Origin of the sequence: Variovorax boronicumulans NBRC 103145 (assembly GCF_001591345.1) — a bacterium.
GTDB classification, from domain to species: Bacteria; Pseudomonadota; Gammaproteobacteria; order Burkholderiales; family Burkholderiaceae_C; genus Variovorax; species Variovorax boronicumulans.
Window position 1 is genome coordinate 1 of sequence record NZ_BCUS01000132.1, and the last position, 16063, is coordinate 16063.

A 16063-nucleotide genomic window follows, 5' to 3' on the forward strand; every position below is an offset into this window, starting at 1 on the left:
GGCTGCAGCGCGCGGTGGCCAGCGCGCTGCACAACCCGGTGGTGCAGCGCCGCCTGGCCGAGGCCGGCGTCGAGACGGTGGGTGGCACGCCGGGCGAGTTCGAAACGCTGCTGGCGCGCGAGTCGGCGCGCTGGCATCCGCTGATCCGCGCGCTGAAGCTCTCGCTGGATTGAACAGGTCAGCGCGCTGCGCTGTCGTCGCTCGGTAGGAAGGAATCGCCCGGCGTCAGCGGCGCATGGCGGTAGCTGGCCGGCGTGCGGCTGAGCTTCACGGGCGCGCCGATGCCGCGGTAGCCGCCTTCCATCTCCACCACCATCTCGCGGTGCAGCGTGTGCGGGTGCTGCAGCGCGGCCGCCACCGGCAGCACGGGCGCGGCGGGCACGCCGGCGGCCATCAACTGGTCGACCAGCGTGCGGCCGTCGAAGGCGGCGAGCGCGGCTTCGAGCTGCTGCTTGAGACCGTCGCGGTTCACCGAGCGCGCGCCGGCGGTGCGGTACAGCGGGTCGTCGGCCAGCGCAGGCAGGCCGATGCAGCGGCAGAAGCTCGCGAACTGGCGGTCGTTGCCCACGGCCACGAAGATCGGGTCGGTGCCCGTGGCCAGTGCGTCGTAGGGGTAGATGTTGGGGTGCGCGTTGCCGGTGCGGCGCGGCGCCGTGCCGTCCATGAACCAGTTGGCCGCGTGCGGGTGCAGCAGCGACAGGCCGCTGTCGTACAGCGCCGCCTCGACGAACTGGCCGCGTCCGCTGCGGTGGCGCTCCTGCAGCGCGAGCAGCACGCCGATCACCGCGTTGAGCCCGGTCACCATGTCGACCACCGGCAGGCCCACGCGCAGCGGGCCGCCGTCGGCCTCGCCGTTGATGCTCATGATGCCGGTCATGGCCTGCACGGCGGCGTCGTAGCCCGGCAGCGCGCCCAGTGGGCCGTCGGCGCCGAAGCCCGACACGCGGCACCACACGAGGCGCGGAAAGCGCTGCGACAGCGTCTCGTAGCCGATGCCCCAGCGCTCCATCGTGCCGGTCTTGAAGTTTTCGATCAGCACGTCGGCCTCGGCCACCAGCGCGAGCAGCGCTTCGCGGCCTTCCTCGGTCGAGAAGTCCAGGTGCTGCACGCGCTTGTTGCGGTTCAGCCCGTGGTAGTACGAGGCCACGCCTTCCTTGAAGGGCGGGCCCCAGGTGCGCGTGTCGTCGCCCTGCGGCGGCTCGACCTTGAGCACGTCGGCGCCGTGGTCGCCGAGGATCTGGCCGCAGTAGGGGCCGCCGAGGATGCGCGAGATGTCGAGCACGCGGATGCCCGCGAGGGCGCCGGTCGAAGGGGGAGCGGTGGTCATGGGGTGGACTCGGAAGAAGAGGGAGCGGTGCGCGGCACCAGCTTGAAGGTGCCGGTGGCCAGCGCGAGCAGCTCGCCGTCGGCGTTGCGCGCCTCGCCGCGCGCGAAGCACATCGCGCGGCCGCGCCGCTCGCACACGGCGGTGGCGATCACGTCGCCGGCGCAGGGCGCGGTGTAGTGCACCGTGATGTCGACGGTGACCACGCCGAAGGCCGTGGGCGCGTGCGAACGCACGGCGCTGGAGAGCGCGCAGTCGAACAGCACGGCGATCGCGCCGCCGTGCACGTCGCCGCGGCTGTTGGTGTGGTCGGCGCTGTAGGGCATGCGCACGCGCGCGCGCTCGTCGCCGATGGCCTCGCCGCGCAGCGCGAAGGCGCGGGCCATCGGCATGGGCAGGCCGAACAGCACGCCCGGTGGTTCGTCGACGAAAGCGGTGTCCGACATGGTGTGCGTGGGGGGGCAGTCGAGCAGGCCGCGCTGGCGCAGGCGCGCCACGCGTTCCTTCTCGCGCGCGGTCGTGGCCAGCGCGTAGCGGCGGTACTGCTCGGGGTCCATCGCGTTGGCCTGCTGGTTCAGCTGCTCCAGCACGCGCAGGCCGGCGGGCGATGCCAAGGCTTTGCGGAAGGCGTCGTGCACGGTCTTCACGCGCGCCGGGTCCATGCCGGCCGGGCCGGCGATGCCGTAGGGCGAATCGATGACCGCGTCCACGCCCTGTTCGCGCAGCGTGGGCACTTGCGGGTAGCGCTTGACGCGCTGCGGCGTGAGCATCACGAGGTAGCGCATCTTGCCGGCGTGGATGTGCGGCACGGCCACGCCCGAGAGCGGCGCGGCGTCGATGTGGCCGCCGAGGATGGCGTTGGTCACTTCGGCGTCGCCCTTGAAGGGCACCATGTTGAGCTGGACCTTCGCCATCTCGGCGGCCTCGTCCATCACGATGCGCGGCGTGCCCACGGCGCCGGTGGCGCCCACGTTGAGCTTGCCGGGGCGGCGTGCGGCATCGGCCGCGAAGTCCTGCCAGGTCTTCCACGGTGCGTCGGCCTTCACGGCGAGGCCGAAGGTGTAGTCGGACAGCATCACCACGTACGAGAAGCTGCGCGCGGGGTCGAAGGCCACCTTGTTGATGAAGGGCTCGCGGTACACCGAGGCCGGCAGCACGGCCAGCGTGTAGCCGTCGGGCGCGGCGCGCACCAGCGGGCGGCGCCGTTGGTGCCGCTCGCGCCGGGGCGGTTGTCGAGCACCACGGGTTGGCCGAGGGCCTTGCCGGCTTCTTCTGCCACGGCGCGCAGGTGCTGGTCGGTGGGGCCGCCCGCGGCGTACGGAACGATCAGCGTGACGGGGCGTTGCGGGTAGGTCTCCGCGGTGGCGGCGCCGGCTGCGGCGAACAGCGCGGTCACGGCGATCAGGCGTGACAGCAGGTGCGTCTTCATCTTCTTGTCTCCTTGTTTTTTCTTGTGCGTCGTGGCGGTCAGTCGAGCTGCGCGCCGGACTTCTTCACCACGTCCTTCCACTTGGCCGTTTCGCTGCCGATGAACTGCGCGAGCTTCTGCGGCGAGGTGTCCGCCGTGGCTTCCAGGCCCTGTGCGGCGAACATCTGCTTGACCTTCGGCGAGTTGAGCACCTCGGCGAATGCGTGGTTGAGCTTGGTCACGCGGTCGGGCGGCGTGCCGGCCGGCGCGACGATGCCGAAGAACACGCTCACGTCGTAGGGCTTGTGCAGCTGCTCGGTGATGGTCGGCACCTCGGGCAGCGCCTGCGAGCGGGCCGAGGTGGCCACGCCGAGTGCGCGCAGCTTGCCGGCCTTGACGTAGGGCAGCGCGGTGAGGATGTCGGTGAAGGTCATGCTGACCTGGTTGCCCAGCAGGTCGTTGAGCGCCGGGCCGGTGCCCTTGTAGGGCACGTGCAGCAGGTCGGTGCCGGCCACCGAGTTGAACAGCACGCCCGCCAGGTGCGACGAGGCGCCGTTGCCCGACGAGGCGTAGCTCAGCTTGCCCGGGTTGGCCTTGGCATAGGCGACCAGCTCGGCCACGTTCTTCACCGGCAGGGCCGGGTTCACCACCAGGATGTTCGGCAGGTAGCCGACCTGGATCACGGGCGCGAAGCTCCTGGTCGGGTCGTAGCTGATCTTGCGGTACAGGCTCACGTTGATGGCCAGCGGGCCCGAGGTGCCGAACAGCAGCGTGTGGCCGTCGGCCTCGGCGCGCGCCACGTAGTCGGCGCCGATGTTGCCGCCGGCGCCCGCGCGGTTCTCCACGATCATGGGCTGGCCGAGCTTGTCGCGCAGCTCGGCGGCGAGCGTGCGCGCCATCGCGTCGGTCGGGCCGCCGGGCGGGAAGGGCACGACCAGCGTCATGGGCTTGGTCGGGAAGGCGCCGGGCTGGGCGTGCACGGCGGGCGTGGCTGCGAGCAGCAGCGCGGCGCAGGCGGTGCCCAGGAGGAGGCTGAATCGTTGTCGCATGGGTGGTTGTCTCCGTTGTTCTCGAAAAAGGGGCTCAGGCGGCCGTGCGCACGAGCGCGGCATGCCAGTCGGCGGGCAATGCGTCGGGCGCCAGCGGATCGCGCGGCAGCACGCGGTGCAGCAGCACCAGCTGGGCCCAGCGCAGGCGCGCGGCGGAGCCGCCGGCCGAGGCCTCCCAGGCCATCGCGGCGGCGCTGGTGCAGTGGTACAGGGCCGAGGCGGCCTGGCGCGCGAGCACGTCGCCGCCTTCGCGCGCGGCGGTCTCGGCCAGGGCGCAGGCGCGGGCCATGGTGTCGCGCAGCGCGGCGGCGAAGGCCGGTGTGAGTTCGGTGGCGTCGCCGATGAGCTTCTCGACATGCGCGCGCAGCACGGGCAGCGAGCCTTCGCGCTTCACGGCGCGGATCACGTCCAGCGCCACGATGTTGCTGGTGCCTTCCCAGATCGAGCCCAGGTGCGCGTCGCGCACGAGGCGCGGGTCGCTCCACTCCTCGATGTAGCCGCAGCCGCCGCGCACTTCCATCGCATCGCCCGTGACCTGGCGCGCATCGCGGCAGGCGCGGAACTTGATGAGCGGCGTAAGGATGCGCAGCAGCGCATACGCATCGGGCTCGCCGGCGTCGGAGCGCGCGAGTGCCTGCGCGGTCTGGCAGACCATGGTGCGGGCCTGTTCGGACGGCACGCGCAGCTTGTCGAGCTGGCGCTGCATCAGCGGCATCTGCTCGAGCGCGCGGCCGAAGGCGCGGCGCTCGGAGGCGATGTACTCGGCCTCGGCCACCGCGCGGCGCATCAGGCCGGCGGAACGCACGCCGTTGGACAGGCGCGAGTTGTTGACCATGTCGGCCATCTGCTGGAAGCCGCGGCCTTCCTCGCCCACGAGGTAGGCCACCGCGCCTTCGAGGCGGATCTCGCCGCTGGCCATCGAGCGCGTGCCCAGCTTGTCCTTGAGCCGGATGATGCGGTAGTGGTTGAGGCTGCCGTCGTCGAGTTCGCGCGGCAGCAGGAACAGCGACACGCCCTTCATGCCCGCGGGCGCGTCGTCGGCGCGCGCCAGCACCATCGCAAAGCCGGCGTCGGGGTTGGAGCAGAACCACTTGTCGCCGGCCAGGCGCCAGCTGCCATCGGCCTGGCGCTGCGCGGTGGTGGCGGTGGCGGCGATGTCGGAGCCGGCGGCCTGCTCGGTCATGAACATCGCGCCCTGCGCGAGCTCGTCGAAGTCGAGCGAGGTCAGGCGCGGCAGGTACTTGGCGACCAGCTCGGGCGCGCCGAACTTCTTCAGCGTGCGCGTGAGCGAGTCGGTCATCGAGACCGGGCAGCACAGGCCGAACTCGGCCTGCACGAAGAGGTAGGTCAGCACGTACTTGACCAGCGGCGGCATCTTGCCGGCCCAGCCCAGCGTCTCGTCGCGGTGCGAGATGGCGGCCAGGCCGAATTCGCTGAGCGCCAGGCGCTCCATCTCGACATAGGCCGGGTGCTTGATGACCTTCTGCTCGTCGATGCCGGTGCGCGTGCGCTGCTTCAGCGTGGGCGGGTTGCGGTCGGCGGTGCCGGCCAGGTCGTCCAGCAGGCCGCCCGCCAGGCCGCCCAGGCGCTCGAAGTGCGGGCGCATGTGGGTGCGCAGGGCTTCGGGCAGGTACAGCGCGAGCAGCGTGTGCAGCTCGGTGTCGGTGGTGAAGAGGTTCTGGCCGTGGCGATCGGGGATCGGGTGCGCGGCGGCTGTGGCAGCGGAAGCAGCGGGTGTGGGCATGCGGGCGTCTCCTGGTTCGCCGCATTGTTGAGTTGGCAATGATCCGTGTCTAATATTGATTTGGTCTTGTACGATTTGATTTAGCTATTCATGGAACTGCGGCACCTGCGCTACTTCTCCGTGCTCGCCGAAGAGCTGCACTTCGGGCGCGCCGCGCGGCGGCTGGCCATTTCGCAGCCGCCGCTGTCGGTGGCGATCCGCCAGCTCGAAGACTCGGTGGGCGCGCGCCTGTTCGAGCGCAACAGCAAGGAAGTGCGGCTCACGCCCGCGGGCGAGGCGCTGCGCGTGTCGGCGCGGCGCGTGCTGCTGCAGGCCGAGGAGGCCGCGCTGGAGGCGCGCGACGTGGCCACCGGCTCGGCGGGCCGGCTGCGCATCGGCTTCGTGGGCGCCATGCTCTACCGCGGCCTGCCGCCCGCGCTGCGCGCGTTCCAGGCGCGGCATCCGGCGGTGCGCATCACGCTGAGCGAACTCAACTCGGGCGTGCAGATCGCCGAGCTGCTGCACGACCGGCTCGACCTGGGCTTTGTCCACACCAGCCGCATGCCGGCCGAGCTGCAGCACCGGCTGCTGCTGTCGGAGCCCTTCGTGGCCTGCCTGCCCGCGGGCCATGCGCTGGCGCGCAAGCGCGTGCTGGCGCCGGCCGACCTGCGCGCGCAGCCTTTCGTGCTGTTCTCGCGCGAGGCCTCACCCGATTACCACGAGCGCATCCTGTCGATCTGCGCCGACGCGGGCTTCCTGCCCGAGGTGCGCCACGAGGTGCGGCACTGGCTGGCCGTGGTGTCGCTGGTGTCGCAGGGCATGGGCGTGGCGCTGGTGCCGCAGGCGATGCGGCACTCGGCGCTGCGCGGGGCGGTGTTTCGCCCGCTCGACCGCGCGGTGGCGCAGTCGGAGGCTTACGGCGTGTGGCGCACCGGGCCGGTCAATGTGCTGGTCGAGCGGCTGCTCGAAGGCGTGGCGCAGAGCCTGGCCGCGAACGCCGCTCAGTGATCACGCGTAGAGCGGCTCTTCGGCCATCTGCTCGCACTGGTCTTCCAGCACGAGGATCTGGCCCTTCCAGTAGTCGCTGGAGCCGAACCACGGGAAGTTGATCGGGAAGATTGGGTCTTCCCAGCGCCGTGCCAGCCAGGCGCTGTAGTGGATGAGCCGCAGCGTGCGCAGCGGCTCGATGAGCGCCAGCTCGCGGCGGTCGAATTCGCGGAACTGCTCGTAGCCGTCGAGCAGGCCCGACAGCTGCGCCGTGCGCTGCGCGCGGTCGCCCGACAGCAGCATCCACAGGTCTTGCACCGCGAAGCCCGTGCGCGCGTCGTCCAGGTCGACGAAGTGCGGGCCGCCGCCGGGGCGGTCGGTGGGCGTCCACAGGATGTTGCCGGGGTGCACGTCGCCGTGCAGGCGCAGCTTGCGGGGCCTGAAGTCGGAGGCCGGCGGCTGCAGCGCCAGGGCGGTCGCGCGGACCATGTCCAGCGCCTCGTTGCAGATCTTTTCCCAGTCGCGCTGCATGTCGAGCGGGATCTTGTCGTTCTCCAGCAGCCAGTCGCGCGAGTCCAGGCCGAAGGTCTGCAGGTCGAGCGCGGGGCGGGCCTCGAAGGGCTTGGCGCTGCCCACCGTGTGGATGCGCGCCAGGAAGCGGCCCACCCATTCGAGCACCTCGAAGTTGTCCAGCTCGGGCGCGCGCCCGCCGCGGTAGGGGCTCACGCTGAAGGCAAAGCCGGCGTGGTGGTGCAGCGTCTTGCCGTCGAAGGCCAGCGGCGGCACGGCCGGCACCTCGCCGGCGGCCAGTTCGAGCGAGAAGGCGTGCTCTTCGAGGATCTCGGCCTCGCTCCAGCGGCCGGGCCGGTAGAACTTGAGCACCACCGCCGGATGCGGGTTCGGGTCTTCCAGGTAGACCTGGTAGACCCGGTTTTCATAGGAGTTCAGGCCGGTGAGGCGGCCGTCGCCGTGCAGGCCGAGTGTCGCGAGCGCGTCGAGCACCACGTCAGGCGTGAGGCTCTCGTAAGGATGGGTGTTCGCGGGCGCGACAGAAGAAGGGGTCATGCGGCGATTGTCGCCACATGGGCCCCTTGCGGGTCAGCGAGCGCCCGCTTGTTTGTAAAGCGAAAGGATATGGCCGGTGCGCGGGTCGCCCTTGCCTGCCAGCACCTGCGCGTAGGCGGCCTGCACCGCCTCGCCGCCGTGGTGGTGCTCGGTGTGCAGCCAGGGGTTGCTGGCGTCGGTCACCGTGGCCAGGAAGCGGTGCCACGCGGCCACCATGCGCCGGCCGAACTCGTCGGCGCCCCATTCGGTGGTGCGCTTCTTGATCTGCGCCGGCGCGAAGAACAGCGTGGCGCGCGGGCCGGTCAGGCTCTTGCCCGCGCCCTTGGCGGCGAGCTGCTCCACGTGCGTGCCGCCGATCGAGCTGCTGTACTTCAGGTTGGTGAAGCGCTCGTGGATCGCGGTGCGCAACTCGCCGTTGCCGGCGAAGTCGATGTACACGCAGGGGGTGTCCGCCGCGATGGTGTCCAGCGCGTCGTAGGTCACCACGCGGTCGTAGCAGCCCAGGCTCTGGCAGAAGGCCACGTTGGCGGGCGAGGTGAGGCCGACCACCTCGATGCCTTCGCGCTGGTGCAGCTGGAAGGCCGTGCCGTAGGCCGTCTTGCTCGAGGCGCTCGACAGCAGCATGGTGGTGGCGCCGAAGAAGTCGTTGTCGGCCATGAAGTCGTCGATGAGCCACGAGGTGATGAACAGCGGGCGCAGCAGCGCCTGCAGGTCTTCGGTGTCGGTGGTGTACAGCGGGTCGGCGTTGCAGCGGAAGTACTGGTTGTAGACCGCGGGCAGCTCGGCGCGGTGCGCCGCCGCGTCGGTGAAGCGCGAGGGCGAGAGCCGGTCGGGGCTGAGCACCGCGCTCGTGGACATCGGCCAGTAGCCGTAGATCCGTTCGCCCACGGCCACGCCCGGGTGCTGCGACTGCACCACGCTGGCAAAGCCCCACACGGGGATGCTGCCCCAGCCTTCTTCCTCGGAGGGAAAGAACTGCCAGTAGCTCATCGCATCGCCGAAGGCGGCGTAGGTGATGTTGTTGGAGGTGAGCGCAAAGCTGTCGATGCGCACGCGCACCTGCCCGTCGGCCAGCGGCCGTTCGGAGGTGTCGGTGTGCAGTCGCGCGGTGGCCAGCTGGTCTCTGCGGATCAGGAGGTGGGTGGTGCTCATGGGGTCGATCTCCACGGGTGTGTGTTGAAGACGGGTGGCGGGACGGGCGAGACGTGCGGCCACATTAGCCAAGCTTGGTGAAAGGCGCTATCTCGGCGTGCGTTTCGGCGTCACCCGTGAGACAGAGATGAAAAAAGCGCCCGGGCTTGGGGCCGGGGCGCTTTTTTCGTGAAACCGTCAGGGCGGAATCAGACGATGGTCAGTTCCACGTCAATGTTGCCGCGGGTGGCGTTCGAGTAGGGGCAGACCTGGTGGGCGGTGTCGACCAGCAGCTTCTTCTGTGCGTCGTCGAGGCCGGGCAGCGAGATCGCCAGTTGCACCGAGATGCCGTAGGCCGCGCCGCCGTTCGTCGGGCCGAGGGAAACCTTCGAGTCGATGGCGACTTCTTCCGGCACCTTGACGCTGATCTTCGGGCCGACGGCCTTCATGGCGCCGATGAAGCAGGCGGCGTAGCCGACCGCGAACAGCTGCTCGGGGTTGGTGCCGGGCTTGCCCGAGCCGGGCGAGCTCAGCTTGACGTCGATGGCGCCATCGCTGGACTTGCCGGCGCCGTCACGGCCGCCGACGGTGTGGGCTTCTGCGGTGTAGAGAACTTTGTCGAGCTTGGTGGTCATGGTGATTTCCTTTGGTCAGGGGAGTGGTGATGAAAGGGCTTCTTCTCACGAAGCCGGGGAGAACTCTGGATGGGTTGTTTGTGTGTCAGGCGGCTTTGCGGATGCGGTCGCGCAGGGTTTGTATTTGCTGCGTGAGGGCGATCAGCTCGGGGACGGAGCATTCGGCGGCGGCCATGAGGCACTCGGGGACGTTGGCGGCGCGGGACTTGAGCTTGCGGCCTGCGGTGGTGAGCGTGATGTGGACGCGGCGCTCGTCTGCGACGTCGCGGACTCGGGATACGTAGCCGTTGGCTTCGAGGCGCTTGAGCAGGGGGGTCAGCGTGCCGGAATCTAGCGAGAGGCGCTCGCCTAGGGCGGAGACGGTGGGGCCGTCTTGTTCCCAGAGGGCGAGCATCACCAAGTATTGGGGGTAGGTGAGCTGGAGCTTTTCTAGCAACGGCTTGTAGAGGCGGGTCATTGCCAAGGAGGCGGAGTAGACGGCGAAGCAGAGCTGGTTGTCTAGCTTGAGCAGGTCGTCTGTGTTGGGTTTCGTTGGCATGGGTGGAATTGTAGTTCGCAATTGAATTGTGTGCAATGTAGTTGTTTTGGATTGGTTTTGGCGGTTGCTTCCCGGGGCTGGGAGTTCCGCCCGGCGGCGGACTCACTTTCTTTTGCTTCGCCAAAAGAAAGTAAGCAAAGAAAAGGCGACCCCACTGTCTGCGACCCCTGCGCTTCGCTACGGGGCAACCTGCGGTGCTCGCATTTCGCGGGGTCTCGCAGAACTCGCTTCGCTCAAACAGCTGCGAGCCCTGATCCGCGAAACGCTGCGCTCCTCGGCGCAGCCAGAGGGGCTTTGATACCGGGCGGGCCGTCGCTTCGCTCGGCCCGGGAATTTCCAACAGCCGAAGCCTGCGTTTGTGCTTGTGCTCGTGCTCGTGCTCGTGGTGGTGGTGGTGGTGGTGGTGGTGGTGGGCACACCCGCATCTGTATGAACGCACACGCATGCGCTCATGCAAGGAGCAGCGCCATGACCAATCCCCGCCGCAGCAGGCGCGAAGCGCCTGCTGCGGCCCACTGGCCGAGCGAAGCGATGGCCCGAGGGGTTCCCCAATCCCTTCTGTATGCGCCGAGGAGCGCAGCGTTTCGCGGATCAGGGCTCGCCCTTGTTTGAGCGAAGCGAGTTTGGGCGAGACCCCGCGAAATGCGAGCACCGCAGGTTGCCCGTAGCGAAGCGGAGGGACGCAGACAGTAGGGTCGCCTTTCTTTTGCCTACGTTTCTTTGGCGAAGCAAAGAAAAGTAGGTCGGCCGCCGGGCCGAGACCCGGCCCCGGGAAAGAACAAGACCCAAGCCCCAGGAATCACCCCCGAAACCTCTTCCGAGTCAGCGCCAATGCAATCCAGAAAGCCACAACCGCATACACAACCAAAACACCCGCATGCACCCACCACCCCTCAGGCCACCGATCCATAAACAGCGGCCGCACCAAAGCAACAGCATTCGTCAACGGCAACCAAGCAGCCACAGCACGCACAACAGAAGGCAGCTGCTCCAGCGGAAAAAACACCCCACTCAAAAACATCATCGGCGTCATGAACAACGTGAAGTAATAGGTAAAAAAGTCATACCCCTTAGCCAACGCATTGAAGATCAGTGCCACCGAAGAAAACGTGATCCCACACCCAATCAACACCATCCAGGCCACGATCAACTTGGGGCTGTGACTGATCCCAAGCCCAAGCATCACAAACAAGATCGCAGTCACAGTAAAAATCGACTTGAACGCCGCCCACAACATCTCCGCAAGCACGATGTCATCCAGCCCCACCGGCGCATTCATGATCCCGTCCCAAGTCTTCTGCACATGCATCCGAGAAAACGCCGAATACAGCGCTTCAAAGCTCGCCGCATTCATCGCACTCATGCAGATCGACCCACTCGCCAGGAACAGGATGTACGGCACCTGCGTGCCATCCACCGTCACCTGCCCCACCAAAGCGCCCATCCCGTAGCCAAACGCCACCAACCAGATCAGCGGCTCCGCGATGTTTCCGATCAGGCTAGGTAAAGCAAGCTTGCGCCACACCAGCAGGTTGCGCAAAAACACCGGCCACCATCGCATCGACAGCTCGGGCGCACGCCACACGGAGGGTGAAGGCGGCACAGGTGTCTCGGGAGAAACGGCAGAAGAAGCAGTGGTTGTGTTCATAGAAAGAAGGCCTAGCCATCCTGGCGAATCTGCCGACCGGTGAGCTTGAGGAAAAGATCTTCCAGATTGGCCGGCCGATGAAAGGTGCGCAGCCCGCCGTGCTGCGTCAGCGCGTCGAGCAGACGCCGCGCATCCTGCGTATAGAAGAACACCGTCTCCCCGCTCACCTCCACGCGCGCAGCCAGCGCCTGCAACTCGGCCGACCCGGCCAGCGACAGCGCCCCATTGCCATACACCTCGACCACGTCAGGCTCTAGGTGCTCGGCGATCAGATCGCGCGGCCGGCCCTCGGCGATCTTGCGGCCGTGGTCGAGCACCAGCAGCCGCGAACACAGGCGCTCGGCCTCGTCCATGAAGTGCGTGGTCAACAGGATCGACTTGCCCTGCTGCAGCAGCACCTGCAAGCGCTCCCACATCAGGTGCCGCGCTTGCGGGTCGAGCCCGGTGGTGGGCTCGTCGAGCAGCAACAGCTTGGGGTCGTTCACCAGCGCACGCGCCAGCGACAGGCGCCGGCGCATGCCGCCCGACAGCTCGCCGGGCTTGGCGTCGGCCTTGTGCGAGAGCGCGGCGAACTCCAGCAACTGCGGCACGCGTGCGCGCACATGCGCCTTGCTGAAGCCGAAGTAACGACCGTACACCACGAGGTTCTCGGCGCAGCTGAAGTCGGGGTCGAGGGTGTCGAACTGCGACACCACGCCCAGCTGCGCCTTGATGGCCAGCGCGTCGCGCGGCATCTGCAGGCCCAGCGCCTCGATGCTGCCGCCGTCGGGGGCGGTGAGGCCCAGGCACATGCGGATGGTGGTGGTCTTGCCCGCACCGTTCGGCCCGATCACGCCCAGGCACTCGCCAGGCGCGATCTCGAACGAGAGGTCGTCGACGACCGTGGTCTCGCCGTAGCGCTTGCGCAGCCCACGGACCTGGAACAACGGGGAAGAGGACGAAGAGGAAGGCGAGGAGGGGGTGGTGTGGGATGGCACGCGGCCATTCTGACGCAGCCGGCCGATTGGCGCACGGCTACATACGCAGCCCGCTGAACTCGCTTTTCATCCAGTCGATGAAGGCCCGCGTGCGCGCCGGCAGCAGCCGCGCATTCGGGTAGATCACGCTCACGGGGCGGGGCGCCGGCTCGTAGTCTTCGAGCACCAGCTGCAGCCGGCCCTGTGCCACGTGCGGCAGCACCTGGTAGGAGAAGAAAGTGCCGAAGCCCATGCCCGCGGCGCAGGCCTCGATGGCGGGCGCGAGGTGGTTGAACTCCAGGCGGTTGTCAGGCGTCACGTGCACGGTCTTGCCGCCGTCGCGGAACGCCCATTGCGACGGTGCATCGATGCGCCCGCGCACGCAGGGTGCGCCCGCCAGGTCGCGCGGATGACGCGGCACGCCGTGCTGCGCGAGGAAGGCGGGGCTGGCCACCACCACGCGGCGGATGGTGCCCAGCGTCTGCGCCACCAGCGACGAGTCTTCGAGCGGGCTGATGCGGATGCCGACATCGATGCCCTCCTCGAGCAGGTTCACCGTGCGGTCGTGCAGCCGCACGCTGCAGCGCACCTTCTCGTGGCGCTGCATGAAGCGCACGATGGCGGGCGCCACGTACATGTGGCCGAACAGCACCGGCGCGGTGATGACCAGCTGCCCCGCGGGCTCGCGCGCCTCGGCCTTCAGCGCCTGGTCGGCGGCGTCGGCCGCGAGCAGCACTTCGCGCGCGCTCGGCAGGTAGTGGCGGCCTTCCTCGGTGAGCGACAGGCGCCGCGTGGTGCGGTGAAACAGGCGCACGCCCAGGTGCGCCTCGAGCGCGGCGAGCGCGCGCACCACGGCGGGCAGCGAACTGCCGAGCGCCTCGGCGGCGCGGGTCAGGCTGCCCTGGTCGGCAATCTGCACGAAGGTCTGCATGGCCTTGAAACGATCCATGGCGCGATTAAACCGGAAAACGCAGCAGTCAAATCCGGCAAAGGCTATTCATTCATTTGCTGGAAGAGAGAAGAATCGAGGCCATACCCACCCGAAGGACTCTTCATGACCGAGAACACCACCACCGCCCGCCAGCCCGCCCAGCCCATCCAGCTCTTCGGCAGCGCCATCTCGGGCCACGTGCACCGCGTGCGCTTCTTCCTCTCGGTGCTGGGCCTGCCCTTCGAGATCGTCGAGCTCAACCTGCGCCAGCGTGAGCACCGCACGCCGGAGTTCCTGGCGCGCAACCCCTTCGGCCAGGTGCCGGTGATCGAGGACGGCGAGGTCACGCTGGCCGACTCCAACGCCATCCTCGTGTACCTCAACGAACGCTACGCCCCCGACCCGGCGCGCTGGATGCCGCGCGACCCGGTGGGCGCGGCGCGCGTGCAGCGCTGGTTCTCGGTGGCGGCCGGCCCGCTGGCCTACGGCCCGGCGGCGGCGCGCATCATGGTGCTGTTCGGCGTGGACGCCGACCGCACCGAGACCGTCAAGCGCTCGCACGCGCTGCTCGCGGTGATGGAGACCTGCCTGTCCGAGCAGCCCTTCCTCGCGGGCCCGTCGGCCACGCTGGCCGACATCGCGAACTACGCCTACGTGGCCCATGCACCCGAAGGCAGCGTGTCGCTCGATGCCTATCCGCAGCTGCGTGCCTGGCTGGCGCGCGTGGAAGCCTTGCCCGGGTTCGTGCCGATGGTGCGTTCGCCGGTCGGCCTGGCGGCGGTCGCATGATCGCCGCACCTTTCCACGCCGGCGAGCGCGCGCTGCAGGCGCTCGTGGGCTCGCGCGAGCAGATGGAGGCTGCGGGCCCGCGCGTGATCCGCGACTACATGCCCGACCAGCACCGCGAGTTCTTCGCACTGCTGCCATTCCTCGTGGTCGGAAGCCTCGACGCCGACCTGCAGCCGTGGGCCAGCATGCTCGCCGCGCCCGCCGGCTTTGCGCACTCGCCCGACGCGACGCACCTGCGCATCGATGCACTGCCGGGCGCCGGCGATCCGCTCACCGGCCAGCTCGCGCCCGGTGCCACGCTGGGGCTGCTGGGCATCCAGCCGCACACGCGGCGGCGCAACCGCATGAACGGCACGGTCGAGGCGCTCGACGCGGCGGGCTTCATGGTCGAGGTGCAGCAGAGCTTCGGCAACTGCCCGCGCTACATCCAGGCGCGCGAGCCGGTGTTCGCCGCGCCGCCGGCCCACGAGCCCGCCGTGCAGTGGCTCGACACGCTCGACCTCGCGGCCGAACGGCTCATCGGTGCGGCCGACACGCTGTTCATCGCCACGGCGTATCCCGACGCGGTGGCGGTGGGCGACGCGGCCGATGCGCGCTCGCACGGCGTCGACGTGTCGCACCGCGGCGGGCGGCCGGGCTTCGTGCGCGTCGATGCGGGCGGCGTGCTCACGGTGCCCGACTTCAACGGCAACCGCTTCTTCAACACGCTCGGCAACCTGCAGGCGCACCCGCGCGCGGGCCTGCTGTTCGTCGATTTCGACACCGGCGAGCTGCTGCACCTGAGCGCCACGGCGGAGATCGTCACGGACGGCCCTGAGGTTGAAGCGTTCGAGGGCGCGGAGCGGCTCATGCGCTTTCACGTCACGCGCGCGCTGCGCCGTCCGGCCGCATTGCCGCTGCGTTGGGGCGAGGCCGCGTTGTCGCCGCACCTGGCGGGCACGGGGCGCTGGGCCGCGCACTGACTCAGTCGAAGACGGGAATGCGCCCGTTGACTGACGGCCGATAGTGCCAACTGAGCGCATCGAGATCGGGTGCGCTTCGTTGGCTCAGCAGCGCTTCGAGGCCCGCCGCAGCCAGCGTGCAGGCCAGCGCCTGCCCCGGACACGCATGCATGCCATGGCCGAAGCCGAGCACGCGGCGCCGCGCGCGCACCGGCATGAAGCGGTCGGGCTCGGGGTTGAATGCCGGATCGCGGTGCGCCGAGGCCAGCAGCACCAGCACCGCGTCGCCCGCCGCCAGCGAGGTGCCGGCGATCTCGAGGGGCTCGATCGCGAAGCGGCGCGTGTTCTGCACCGACGGATCGTGGCGACACGTCTCCTCGACGATGGCGAGCAGCCCGTCGCGCGTGCGCGCCAGCGGGCGCAGCGCAGGCTCGCGCGCCAGTGCGATCAAGCTGTTGCCCAGCAGGCCCGCCGTGGCGTCGCAGGTCTGCGAGAGCAGGCCCACGAGGTTCGCCAGCAGCGCGCGCGAGAGCGGCGCGCTGGCCGCGCTTTCGGCCAGCACCGCTGCCAGCAGCGTGCCGTCGCGCGGCGAGGCGTTCACGCTCAGGGTTTCGAAGCGGTTCATCAGCGCGCCGGCCGCCATGCTCGCCGCCTGCAGCTGGTCGGCATTCGACAGCGGCGAAAGGCAGGCGACGAAGTCGCGCATCCAGCGGTCCACCTGCGGCAGTGATGCACCGTCGAAGCCGAGCAGGTGCGCCATCGCCCGCACGGGCAGCGAGAACAGCACCTCGGACAACGGCGCCTGCGCGGGCAGCTGCCGCGCCACGTCGAGCGCGGCGGCGTGCGCCGCCTGCAGGTCGAGCCCGGCCAGCGCGCGCTGCAAGGCCGGCCGATGCGCCTGGTGCGCGGGGCCGTCGTTCATGCGCACGAGGTGGCCG

At 69.2% G+C, this 16063-nt stretch carries 16 protein-coding genes; 3 read left to right on the top strand and 13 right to left on the bottom strand.

Annotated features, from left to right (window positions below):
- Positions 1 to 178: 178 nt before the first annotated feature.
- From VBO01S_RS26780 to VBO01S_RS26795, 5 genes are read right to left on the bottom strand one after another with little or no spacing between them, the layout of a single operon-like run.
- Positions 179 to 1327, bottom strand: a complete 1149-nt coding sequence (locus VBO01S_RS26780; RefSeq protein ID WP_062481085.1) for a CaiB/BaiF CoA transferase family protein — start codon at positions 1325 to 1327, stop codon at positions 179 to 181.
- The gene (locus tag VBO01S_RS33310; RefSeq protein ID WP_255221209.1) at positions 1324 to 2514 is read right to left on the bottom strand and encodes a tripartite tricarboxylate transporter substrate-binding protein; all 1191 of its coding nucleotides are present in this window, start codon (positions 2512 to 2514) and stop codon (positions 1324 to 1326) included. The genes VBO01S_RS26780 and VBO01S_RS33310 overlap by 4 nt, the downstream gene beginning before the upstream one ends.
- The gene (locus VBO01S_RS33315) at positions 2400 to 2753 is read right to left on the bottom strand and encodes a tripartite tricarboxylate transporter substrate-binding protein (protein ID WP_255221210.1); all 354 of its coding nucleotides are present in this window, start codon (positions 2751 to 2753) and stop codon (positions 2400 to 2402) included. The genes VBO01S_RS33310 and VBO01S_RS33315 overlap by 115 nt, the downstream gene beginning before the upstream one ends.
- Positions 2754 to 2791: 38 nt before the next feature.
- Positions 2792 to 3781, bottom strand: a complete 990-nt coding sequence (locus tag VBO01S_RS26790; protein WP_062481087.1) for a Bug family tripartite tricarboxylate transporter substrate binding protein — start codon at positions 3779 to 3781, stop codon at positions 2792 to 2794.
- A 34-nt stretch (positions 3782 to 3815) separates the two neighbouring features.
- Complete coding sequence (locus VBO01S_RS26795) at positions 3816 to 5525, bottom strand: acyl-CoA dehydrogenase family protein (protein ID WP_062481089.1); 1710 nt, start codon at positions 5523 to 5525, stop codon at positions 3816 to 3818.
- Between the two features lie 90 nt (positions 5526 to 5615).
- On the opposite strand from VBO01S_RS26795, the gene VBO01S_RS26800 reads away from it, so the two are divergent.
- Positions 5616 to 6512 (top strand): LysR family transcriptional regulator, encoded by an 897-nt coding sequence (locus VBO01S_RS26800; protein ID WP_062481091.1) that lies wholly within the window; start codon positions 5616 to 5618, stop codon positions 6510 to 6512.
- On the opposite strand, the gene VBO01S_RS26805 is transcribed toward VBO01S_RS26800, so the two are convergent.
- The 7 genes from VBO01S_RS26805 to VBO01S_RS26835 all read right to left on the bottom strand — a co-directional run bounded on the left by VBO01S_RS26805 (position 6513) and on the right by VBO01S_RS26835 (position 13413).
- On the bottom strand, positions 6513 to 7556 hold the full coding sequence (locus VBO01S_RS26805) for a serine/threonine protein kinase (RefSeq protein ID WP_062481093.1): 1044 nt from the start codon (positions 7554 to 7556) through the stop codon (positions 6513 to 6515).
- 33 nt (positions 7557 to 7589) lie between these two features.
- Entirely contained in the window at positions 7590 to 8708 is a 1119-nt protein-coding gene (locus tag VBO01S_RS26810) for a DUF2855 family protein (protein ID WP_062481109.1), read from the bottom strand.
- 188 nt (positions 8709 to 8896) lie between these two features.
- Positions 8897 to 9322 carry an organic hydroperoxide resistance protein gene (locus VBO01S_RS26815; protein ID WP_062481095.1) on the bottom strand — a complete coding sequence of 142 codons (426 nt, stop codon included), beginning with the start codon at positions 9320 to 9322 and terminating at the stop codon, positions 8897 to 8899.
- Between the two features lie 85 nt (positions 9323 to 9407).
- The gene (locus VBO01S_RS26820; RefSeq protein WP_062481097.1) at positions 9408 to 9860 is read right to left on the bottom strand and encodes a MarR family winged helix-turn-helix transcriptional regulator; all 453 of its coding nucleotides are present in this window, start codon (positions 9858 to 9860) and stop codon (positions 9408 to 9410) included.
- A 799-nt stretch (positions 9861 to 10659) separates the two neighbouring features.
- Positions 10660 to 11508, bottom strand: coding sequence for an ABC transporter permease (locus VBO01S_RS26825; RefSeq protein ID WP_062481099.1), 849 nt, complete (start codon positions 11506 to 11508; stop codon positions 10660 to 10662).
- Positions 11509 to 11519: 11 nt separating this feature from the next.
- Positions 11520 to 12485 carry an ATP-binding cassette domain-containing protein gene (locus VBO01S_RS26830; RefSeq protein ID WP_062481101.1) on the bottom strand — a complete coding sequence of 322 codons (966 nt, stop codon included), beginning with the start codon at positions 12483 to 12485 and terminating at the stop codon, positions 11520 to 11522.
- 37 nt (positions 12486 to 12522) lie between these two features.
- Complete coding sequence (locus VBO01S_RS26835) at positions 12523 to 13413, bottom strand: LysR family transcriptional regulator (RefSeq protein ID WP_062481103.1); 891 nt, start codon at positions 13411 to 13413, stop codon at positions 12523 to 12525.
- 105 nt (positions 13414 to 13518) lie between these two features.
- Between VBO01S_RS26835 and VBO01S_RS26840 the strand changes: the two genes are divergently transcribed.
- The gene (locus tag VBO01S_RS26840; RefSeq protein WP_062481105.1) at positions 13519 to 14184 is read left to right on the top strand and encodes a glutathione S-transferase family protein; all 666 of its coding nucleotides are present in this window, start codon (positions 13519 to 13521) and stop codon (positions 14182 to 14184) included.
- Complete coding sequence (locus tag VBO01S_RS26845; protein ID WP_062481107.1) at positions 14181 to 15146, top strand: pyridoxamine 5'-phosphate oxidase family protein; 966 nt, start codon at positions 14181 to 14183, stop codon at positions 15144 to 15146. Before VBO01S_RS26840 ends, VBO01S_RS26845 begins: the two co-directional genes overlap by 4 nt.
- Before the next feature lies 1 nt (position 15147).
- On the opposite strand, the gene VBO01S_RS26850 is transcribed toward VBO01S_RS26845, so the two are convergent.
- A partial coding sequence (locus VBO01S_RS26850) for a cytochrome P450 (RefSeq protein WP_062481111.1) occupies positions 15148 to 16063 on the bottom strand: 916 nt, incomplete at its 5' end.

Bases quoted from the DNA above. Each gene is read 5' to 3' on its own strand.
- VBO01S_RS26795 (WP_062481089.1), bottom strand. From the start codon at position 5,525: ATGCCCACACCCGCTGCTTCCGCTGCCACAGCCGCCGCGCACCCGATC.
- VBO01S_RS26835 (WP_062481103.1), bottom strand. From the start codon at position 13,413: ATGGATCGTTTCAAGGCCATGCAGACCTTCGTGCAGATTGCCGACCAG.
- VBO01S_RS26840 (WP_062481105.1), top strand. From the start codon at position 13,519: ATGACCGAGAACACCACCACCGCCCGCCAGCCCGCCCAGCCCATCCAG.
- VBO01S_RS33315 (WP_255221210.1), bottom strand. From the start codon at position 2,753: ATGAAGACGCACCTGCTGTCACGCCTGATCGCCGTGACCGCGCTGTTC.
- VBO01S_RS26845 (WP_062481107.1), top strand. From the start codon at position 14,181: ATGATCGCCGCACCTTTCCACGCCGGCGAGCGCGCGCTGCAGGCGCTC.
- VBO01S_RS26810 (WP_062481109.1), bottom strand. From the start codon at position 8,708: ATGAGCACCACCCACCTCCTGATCCGCAGAGACCAGCTGGCCACCGCG.
- VBO01S_RS26815 (WP_062481095.1), bottom strand. From the start codon at position 9,322: ATGACCACCAAGCTCGACAAAGTTCTCTACACCGCAGAAGCCCACACC.
- VBO01S_RS26790 (WP_062481087.1), bottom strand. From the start codon at position 3,781: ATGCGACAACGATTCAGCCTCCTCCTGGGCACCGCCTGCGCCGCGCTG.
- VBO01S_RS26780 (WP_062481085.1), bottom strand. From the start codon at position 1,327: ATGACCACCGCTCCCCCTTCGACCGGCGCCCTCGCGGGCATCCGCGTG.
- VBO01S_RS26820 (WP_062481097.1), bottom strand. From the start codon at position 9,860: ATGCCAACGAAACCCAACACAGACGACCTGCTCAAGCTAGACAACCAG.
- VBO01S_RS26805 (WP_062481093.1), bottom strand. From the start codon at position 7,556: ATGACCCCTTCTTCTGTCGCGCCCGCGAACACCCATCCTTACGAGAGC.
- VBO01S_RS26825 (WP_062481099.1), bottom strand. From the start codon at position 11,508: ATGAACACAACCACTGCTTCTTCTGCCGTTTCTCCCGAGACACCTGTG.
- VBO01S_RS26800 (WP_062481091.1), top strand. From the start codon at position 5,616: ATGGAACTGCGGCACCTGCGCTACTTCTCCGTGCTCGCCGAAGAGCTG.